Here is an 8,320-nt window from a genome sequence, read left to right as displayed (position 1 = left end):
CTTTTATTTAAAGAATCATTCTTCGCATAGATTTCACTATCAGCATTAATGTCAATAAGTTTATCTGATAATTCCTTAGCGTATTCTTTATGTGACTCAGCAACAGGAACAATTGCTACTTGTGTAGGAGCAATAAACATAGGAAATTCTCCAGCATAATGCTCAGTTAAAATTCCTATAAAACGCTCAAAAGAACCTAAAATAGCACGATGAATCATAACAGGTTGAATTTTCTCATTATCTTCACCATTGTACTCAAGCTTAAATCTCTCAGGAAGATTAAAATCTAGCTGAATAGTTCCACATTGCCACTCTCGACCAATTGCATCGGTAATCTTAATGTCAATTTTTGGTCCATAAAATGCACCACCACCCTCATCTATTTCATAAGCAAGTTCATTTGTATCCATAGCATTTTTCAGAGCTTGTGTGGAAATTTCCCACACTTCATCACTTCCAACAGCCTTATCTGGACGAGTTGAAATCATCATCTTGTAATCAAACTCAAAAGTGCTCATAATTTTATCAACAAAATCAACAACTTCAATAATCTGCTCTTCAATCTGATCAGCACGACAGAAAATATGCGCATCATCTTGCGTAAATTCACGAACACGGAAAAGCCCATGCAGTGCACCAGTAAGTTCATGACGATGCACTACACCATACTCAAAATACTTAATCGGCAAATCTCTATAAGAGTGAAGTTCATCTTCATATACTTTAATATGCCCAACACAGTTCATAGGTTTTACACCAAACTCAAGCTCATCAATATGCGTAAAATACATATTTTCACCATAGTTTTGGTAGTGACCAGAAGTTTTCCAAAGGTCTGAACGCAACATTTCAGGTCCACGCACTGGCTCATAACCGCGTTTACGATGTGCTTTAAAAAGTAGTGACTCTAAACGAGCACGCAATCTTCCACCAGCAGGGAGCCAAATAGGAAAACCAGCCCCAACCTCTTCACGAAAAGTGAAAAGTTTCATCTCATTTCCAAGTTTACGATGATCTCGTTTTTCAGCTTCTGCCAGCATATCCATATGTGCTTTAAGTGATGCCTTATCTGCAAATGCAATACCATATATGCGTGTTAACATTTCATTCTTAGAATTTCCACCAAGATAAGCACCAGAAATTTTTGTTAATTTAAAGTATCGAATAAGACCAATATTTGGTAAATGTGGTCCACGACAAAGATCTTCAAATTCACCTTGCTTATAGATGCTTACATCTTCATCAGGTATCATATCTAAAACAGCTTGTTTAAGATGATCATTTTTAAACTTTTCACGAGCTTCATCTTTAGAGATAACATAACGCTCAATAGGATACTTTTTCTTTGCAAAAGAGAGCATTTGCTTCTCAATCTTTTTTAAATCCCCTTGCCCTATCTCAGCAGAAGTTTTAAAATCGTAGTAAAAACCCTCTTTAACTGTTGGTCCTACATAAAATTCTGCATCAGGATAGAGTGACTTTATAGCTTGTGCCATAAGATGCGCAGTTGAGTGACGTAACACTTCTAACGCCTCTGCCGAGTTATCCAATTTTATCTCTTCGCCCTTAAGCCCAAGCTCCTCAGCTGTTTGTAAATCTACTATATTATCATTATATTTTATTGCTATTGCACTCAAATTTATTCCTATAATTCAGTTTTTAATACAGCACCATTTGATGCATTTGATACAAGAAGTTGGTATCGTTTCAACCATTTTGATTTTACTTCATTCTTATATGGTTTATATTCATCTTTTCTTCTTGCTAACTCTTCGCCATCAACATTGAGTTGTAAAATATGTTTATCAACATCAAGTTCTATCTCATCACCATCTTCTATAAGTGCAATAAGTCCACCCTCAGCTGCTTCAGGAGAGACATGCCCAACAGAAGCACCTTTTGTAGCACCAGAAAAACGACCATCGGTAATAAGTGCAACACTTTCACCCAGTCCCATACCTTGGATAAGTGCCGTAGGAGCAAGCATCTCTTGCATACCTGGACCACCTTTTGGACCTTCATAACGAATAACTACAACATCCCCAGCTTTTACTTTTTTACCCATAATACCAGCTATACACTCTGTTTGCGAATTAAAACAGACAGCAGTCCCTTTAAAGTGACGCATACTATCTACAATTCCAGCTGCTTTAATAACCGCACCCTCTGTTGCAAGGTTTCCAAAAAGTATAGAGAGTCCACCGACAGGTGAATATGCATTTTCATTTGTATGAATAATAGCCTCATCTAAAATTCTTGCATCTTTAATACGCTCACCTATCGTTTCACCAGTAATTGTCAAGGCATCAAGGTTTAAAACATCGCCTCTACGTGAAACTTCATGCATTACTGCGTTTACCCCACCTGCATCGTCAATATCTTTCATATGAACGGATGTTAATGAAGGAGAAATTTTTGCAATGTGTGAAACTTTCTCAGCAATAGCATTAATATTTTCTATTTTAAAATCAACATCAGCTTCTCTTGCAATTGCTAACATATGAAGCACTGTATTTGAGCTTCCACCCATTGCCATATCTACTGTAAACGCATTATGAACAGCTTTTTCATTTAAAATATTTTTAAAATTATATTTTGAACTATCTTCCATTTTTGCAAGTTCTACAATGCGTTTAGCTGCTTTTTTTACCATCTCAATACGCTCTGGAGTCATCGCAAGCACTGTTCCATTACCTGAAAGTGCAATTCCCATCGCTTCACAAAGAGTATTCATAGAGTTTGCAGTAAACATACCAGAGCAACTTCCGCCAGATGGGCATGCTTCACACTCAATCTCATAAAGTTCTTCTTTACTCATTGTTCCATCATTCACTTGACCAACCGCCTCAAACGCAGTAGAAAGGTCAATTGGTGTACCATCTTTTTTATGTCCGGCTGGCATTGGTCCACCTGAAACAAATATAGTAGGAACATTTACACGAAGTGAACCCATAATCATACCTGGAACAATTTTGTCACAGTTTGGAATACAAATCATAGCATCAAGTTTGTGCGCATTCATAACTGTTTCTATAGAATCAGCAATAATTTCACGAGACGGTAGTGAATAAAGCATACCATCATGCCCCATAGCAATTCCATCATCAACACCAATGGTATTGAAAACAAATGGAACACCACCCGCTTCACGAATAGCCTCTTTTACAATTTCTCCATATTCATGCAAGAAAAAATGCCCAGGGATAATGTCAATATAACTGTTTGCAATTCCAATAAAAGGCTTGTCAAAATCTTCATCTTTAAGACCTGTTGCACGAAGCAAAGAACGGTGTGGAGCTTTATCGAAACCTTTTTTGATGATGTCACTTCTCATGTTTTAATCCTTAATTTTATTCTAAGACTGCTTAGTGTCACTCTTTATAAATGCGATTATAGCATTTTTTTACTATTTTCAGATAAAAAGCCTTTACAAATGAAAAATAAATCGCTATAATTCCGGCTCACTTACAAATTGTGAGAGAAAATTGCGGGAATAGCTCAGTGGTAGAGCACAACCTTGCCAAGGTTGGGGTCGCGAGTTCGAACCTCGTTTCCCGCTCCATTTATTAAAACTGTTAAACTGTGAATTCATTCATTATGCCCGGGTGGCGAAATTGGTAGACGCAGGGGACTTAAAATCCCCCGGTAGCAATACTGTGCCGGTTCGAGTCCGGCCCCGGGCACCATTGACATGAAAGATAATGACTGGTGCCATCGCCAAGTGGTAAGGCCGCAGCCTGCAAAGCTGCTATCCCCAGTTCAAATCTGGGTGGCACCTCCAGTTAACTTTTTCATGTTAAACTAAACACATTGTGGATCTTTGGCAGAGTTGGTCGAATGCACCGGTCTTGAAAACCGGCGAGGGTCACACCTCCCAGGGTTCGAATCCCTGAGGGTCCACCACTTCAAAACAGAAATTAATCCAAAAAACTATCAATAAAACCAAAATATTATTATTTTTGATATTTGTAATGATCGCTTAATTACATTAAAAGCATAGGTGTTTTCATGAAATCTTTTTCCATAAACAGTTTAATTATTAGTATTTTTTCGGTACTTATAATTCTAGTCAGTTTCTTTCTTATTACTTCAAACTATTATTTTAGTAAACAATTAGTCTTGACATCTATTGCACAGCAGATTAACAATGCACGAGATGCAGTCAAAAAAGAGATTCAAGAAAGTGTTGATGAAACCGCTTCAGTTTTATATAGCTATAAAAATAAAAAAGAACTCTACAAAACCATCACATTCACATACAATAAAGAGCTACTAAATACGCTACAACACTTTTTAAAAAGGCATCCAGAGAGAGCTGCTATATACTTTGCACAGCCAAATGGGAGATTTTTTGAGTTATTACGTCTGCCAAATGAAGAGTGGAAAAATATTATTGTCATAAACAAAATCAAACAAACTCTCTTGCTAGATAAAAATTTACATATACTAAAAACAGCTCGAAAGAACACTGCGTTTGATGTGAGAAAACGCTCTTGGTATATTCAAGCTTTACAAACAAACAAGCTTATCTCTAGTAAACCCTATCATCTTGTAAATAGTAACAAACTTGGTCTAACTCTCTCTTTATCTCTCAAGAAAAAGGCTTATGTACTTGGTGTGGACACACACTTAGAGGCAATAAATACTTTTTTACATAAGTTACAAAACGATGATGCTACCGATATATTTTTATATTCAAACAAGGGTCACATCTTTGCAGACTCAATGCACCAATACGACAAAAAAGTTTTTTCAAAATATCTCACTATGCAAGAAAATAAAATTTTCATTTTTCAAAAGAGAGAAAGGAAGTACTTTGGAGTCTATACACAACTCTTTTCAGATACAAAACTTGGCCTGGCAGTTGATGCAAAAAAGGTACTGGCACCATATAGACACATTCTGTTCAATTCACTTTTAATAGCCCTCCTTTTACTTATTATTGCTTTAGTATTTGTCTTTTTTTCAACAAACTTTATTACAAAAACAATCAAGAAGCTAATAGCTGAAAATGAGAAAATCAAAAATAGAGAGTTTGAAAATGTAACAGCGGTACAAACAAATATTAAAGAGTTTCAAGCGTTAAGCAGGTCACAGGTAGAGATGTCACAGAGCATTCACAACTATCAAAAGCAATTACAATCTCTACTTGATGCCATTGTACAGCTTATTGCCAAAGCTATTGATGCAAAATCACCCTACACGGCAGGACATTGTGAGCGTGTCCCTGTTCTTGCCCAGATGTTGATTGAAACACTTAACAAAGAAGAAAAGCTCTTTAAAGATTTTCATTTTGATGATGAAGATGAAAAAAAAGCTTTTAAACTTGGTGCTTGGCTACATGACTGCGGAAAAGTTACAACCCCAGAATATGTAATAGATAAATCTGTAAAACTTGAAACAATCTACAATCGTATTCATGAAATTCGTATGCGTTTTGAGGTGCTTTATCGTGATGCATACATCACTTACTTAGAAGCACTAGAAAAAGGAGAACCAAAAGAGGAGTCCAAAAATAGACTCAAACGCAGACAGCAGCAGCTGCATGATGATTTTGCTTTTATAGCGACATCTAATCTTGGCAGTGAATTTATGGATGAATCCAAACAAAGACGCATAAAAACAATAGCACAAGAAAAATGGACGAGATATTTTGATAACACTTTAGGCTTAGGAGAGAGTGAAACGCAGCGTTATTGTAATGAAAAAAGAGTGCTTCCAACTCAAGAAAAACTGCTTGATGACAAGGCATATCATATTATTCAAAGAGAAAATTTTGATTTTAATGAGTACCAGCATTATGGATTTAAAGAAAATGTCCCCAAACAACTCTACAATTATGGCGAAATTTACAATTTATGTATAGAAAAAGGCACACTTACAACCGAAGAGCGCTACAAGATAAACGAACATATCATAATGACAATAAAAATGCTTGAAGCCATTCCTTTTCCAGATAAACTGCATAATGTAGCAAAATATGCAGGAACACACCATGAAAAACTTGATGGAAGCGGTTATCCTCGTAAACTGACGAAAGAGCAGTTAAGTATTCCTGAACGGGTAATGGCAATTGCAGATATTTTTGAAGCGCTGTGTGCCTCTGATCGTCCATATAAAAAAGCAAAAACACTCTCTCAAGCACTGCAAATAATGCACTATATGGTTAAAGATGGCCATATAGATGGGGAAATATTTGCTGTTTTTGTTAACAGTGGCACATATTTGGAGTATGCAAAACAGTTTTTACAAGAAGATCAAATTGATGCTGTTGATACAAAAAAAATCTTAGGAGAGTCCTAAATTCCGCATAAAATTCTCAGCTATAATTGTACTTCTTTGTTTGAAAAAATTAGCTATTTTAGGATTGTAAACTGTATCTAAAGTTTGGGAAAAGTTATGACTCTTTAGTTCAAATCTAAGGCGACGCCTCCATAAAAAAACAGTACCTATTTTTTCCCTGCTGCTTTGCTCTATACATCGCTTCATCTGAATACTTTTTGATTTCATAAGTAGACTTGGAATCCTCCGGATATTTTGCGATTCCAATACTTACAGAGATAACAATGCTCTCATCTTTACATTTTTGACTTATTCTTTTTAATAGAGCATCTGCTCGGTCTCGCAACTCTTTTTCATCTGTATAATGCACAATACTCACAAATTCATCCCCACCCATTCTTGCTGAAAATCTGTTAATTTCTCTGATTCTTTTAGATGCTTCTATAAGAACAATATCTCCCATCTCATGCCCATGAACATCATTTATCTTCTTAAATCCATCTAAGTCAATGAAAAACAGTGCAAATTTTTCTTTAGTAAGTTTATATCGTTCAACGCTCTCATACAACATTTTTTCAAATAAATTACGATTCGGTAATTGTGTTAAACTATCATGTCCTGCACGAAATGTTGATTCAGTCACATCCTGATGTAACATTGCAATCTTTTTTTGGAGTTCAGAAATAAGTTTAAAATAGTACAAAGGCAGCACTACATACGCCACTAACCAACCAATGCCCACATCTATATTTGCTTGCCAATAAGGTGAATATTTTAAAAGGGCAATCCATGATAAGATAACTGTTACATACGTTATATAGCCGATTTTAATACCATAACGGGTTCCATACCCAATGATAAACCAAAGCAACGCACCCGCATAATATATACCTACCTCACCTACAAGATAAAATGCAATAATAGTTGCAACTATATCTAAAATCATTATCAAAATTATTCTCACATTTTGATAAAGAAATGGAAAATGTTTTAAAAAAATAAAATAATAGAAAATATTTAGAACAATAACAACAAGAGGAAGGGCAACGACATCAAAAAATGAATATGTTCCAAAATGCCCACCATTATCATAAATATAAAAGAGGTTCATGGTAAAAATAGAAACAAGTGCAATCCTAAGAATTACCTGCATCTTTTCATTTTTAAAGGTCTGTTTCTGTTCTAAAGCGAGTTCCATAAATATCCAAAATAGAATTTTATATCCATTTTACTTCTTATAGACTTAATATATATTAAATTTAATGAGTTTATAAATAAGAGAAGATTAATCTAACCCAAAAGGGGTTAGATTACTTTGCTAGTGCAGCTTTTGAAGCTTCAACAACTGCAGTAAATGCAGCTGCATCATTCATTGCCATATCAGCAAGAATTTTACGATCGAGTTCGATACCAGATTTGCTAAGACCATTTATAAAAGTTGAATAGTTCATACCATTTAAACGACAAGCAGCATTAATACGGATAATCCATAGTTTACGGAACTCACGTTTTTTTTGCTTTCTATCACGGAACGCATACATCATTGAGCGTTCAATTTGCTCTTTTGCTTTTCTGAAGTGTTTACGGCGACCGCTATAAAAACCTTTTGCTAATTTTAATATCTTTTTGTGTCTTCGTCTACGAACAACACCTGTTTTAACTCTTGGCATATCTTTCCTTTTTCTTTACCTAGCTATTTAAATAGTCAAGGTGCCACATCTTTGGTGGACTTGCCCAACTCTTAAAAGTTGGAGATGTTAATGAAAAACTAAAATTTAGTTAATCATACCCTTAATGTTTTTCTCATCTACTTTTGCAATCACTTTTGGAGTGTTTTGCCCACGACGAGTATCTGCATCTTGTTTTGTAAGAATATGGCTTCTAAACGCAGTTCCACGTTTAACTTGACCATTTTTCTTAACTTTAAAACGCTTTACAGCGCCTTTTACCGATTTCATTTTTGGCATCGATAATCCTTTTCGTAAAATTTTGGAAACGCAATTATACCCAAACTTTTCTAAAATTTTGCTATACTTCA

6 protein-coding genes and 4 tRNA genes are annotated in these 8,320 nt (G+C 35.3%); 5 read left to right on the top strand and 5 right to left on the bottom strand.

Annotated features, from left to right (window positions below; genetic code table 11):
- A partial coding sequence (gene thrS, locus MV589_RS01045) for a threonine--tRNA ligase (protein ID WP_521966159.1) occupies positions 1–1,643 on the bottom strand: 1,643 nt, incomplete at its 3' end.
- A 2-nt stretch (positions 1,644–1,645) separates the two neighbouring features.
- Entirely contained in the window at positions 1,646–3,334 is a 1,689-nt protein-coding gene (gene ilvD, locus MV589_RS01040) for a dihydroxy-acid dehydratase (RefSeq protein WP_297431210.1), read from the bottom strand.
- Between the two features lie 153 nt (positions 3,335–3,487).
- Here ilvD and MV589_RS01035 point away from each other — a divergent pair.
- From MV589_RS01035 to MV589_RS01015, 5 genes are all read left to right on the top strand, one after another.
- A tRNA-Gly gene (locus tag MV589_RS01035) sits at positions 3,488–3,562 on the top strand.
- A 37-nt stretch (positions 3,563–3,599) separates the two neighbouring features.
- Positions 3,600–3,686: transfer RNA gene (locus tag MV589_RS01030), tRNA-Leu, on the top strand.
- Between the two features lie 21 nt (positions 3,687–3,707).
- Positions 3,708–3,781, top strand: a tRNA-Cys gene (locus tag MV589_RS01025).
- A gap of 33 nt (positions 3,782–3,814) precedes the next feature.
- Positions 3,815–3,903: transfer RNA gene (locus MV589_RS01020), tRNA-Ser, on the top strand.
- 216 nt (positions 3,904–4,119) lie between these two features.
- Positions 4,120–6,303, top strand: a complete 2,184-nt coding sequence (locus MV589_RS01015; protein WP_297431208.1) for an HD domain-containing phosphohydrolase — start codon at positions 4,120–4,122, stop codon at positions 6,301–6,303.
- Positions 6,304–6,418: 115 nt separating this feature from the next.
- Here MV589_RS01015 and MV589_RS01010 read toward each other — a convergent pair whose 3' ends face one another.
- The 3 genes from MV589_RS01010 to rpmI form a co-directional block, all read right to left on the bottom strand.
- Complete coding sequence (locus MV589_RS01010; protein WP_297431207.1) at positions 6,419–7,480, bottom strand: GGDEF domain-containing protein; 1,062 nt, start codon at positions 7,478–7,480, stop codon at positions 6,419–6,421.
- Between the two features lie 112 nt (positions 7,481–7,592).
- A complete protein-coding gene (gene rplT / locus MV589_RS01005; protein WP_297431205.1) occupies positions 7,593–7,952 on the bottom strand; it encodes a 50S ribosomal protein L20 in 360 nt (119 codons plus the stop codon).
- Between the two features lie 105 nt (positions 7,953–8,057).
- Complete coding sequence (gene rpmI, locus MV589_RS01000) at positions 8,058–8,249, bottom strand: 50S ribosomal protein L35 (protein WP_297431202.1); 192 nt, start codon at positions 8,247–8,249, stop codon at positions 8,058–8,060.
- Positions 8,250–8,320: the final 71 nt, after the last annotated feature.

The sequence above is a fragment of the Sulfurimonas sp. genome, assembly GCF_026991475.1.
Classification (GTDB): Bacteria; Campylobacterota; Campylobacteria; order Campylobacterales; family Sulfurimonadaceae; genus Sulfurimonas.
This window is presented reverse-complemented; position numbering and strand designations above follow the sequence as displayed.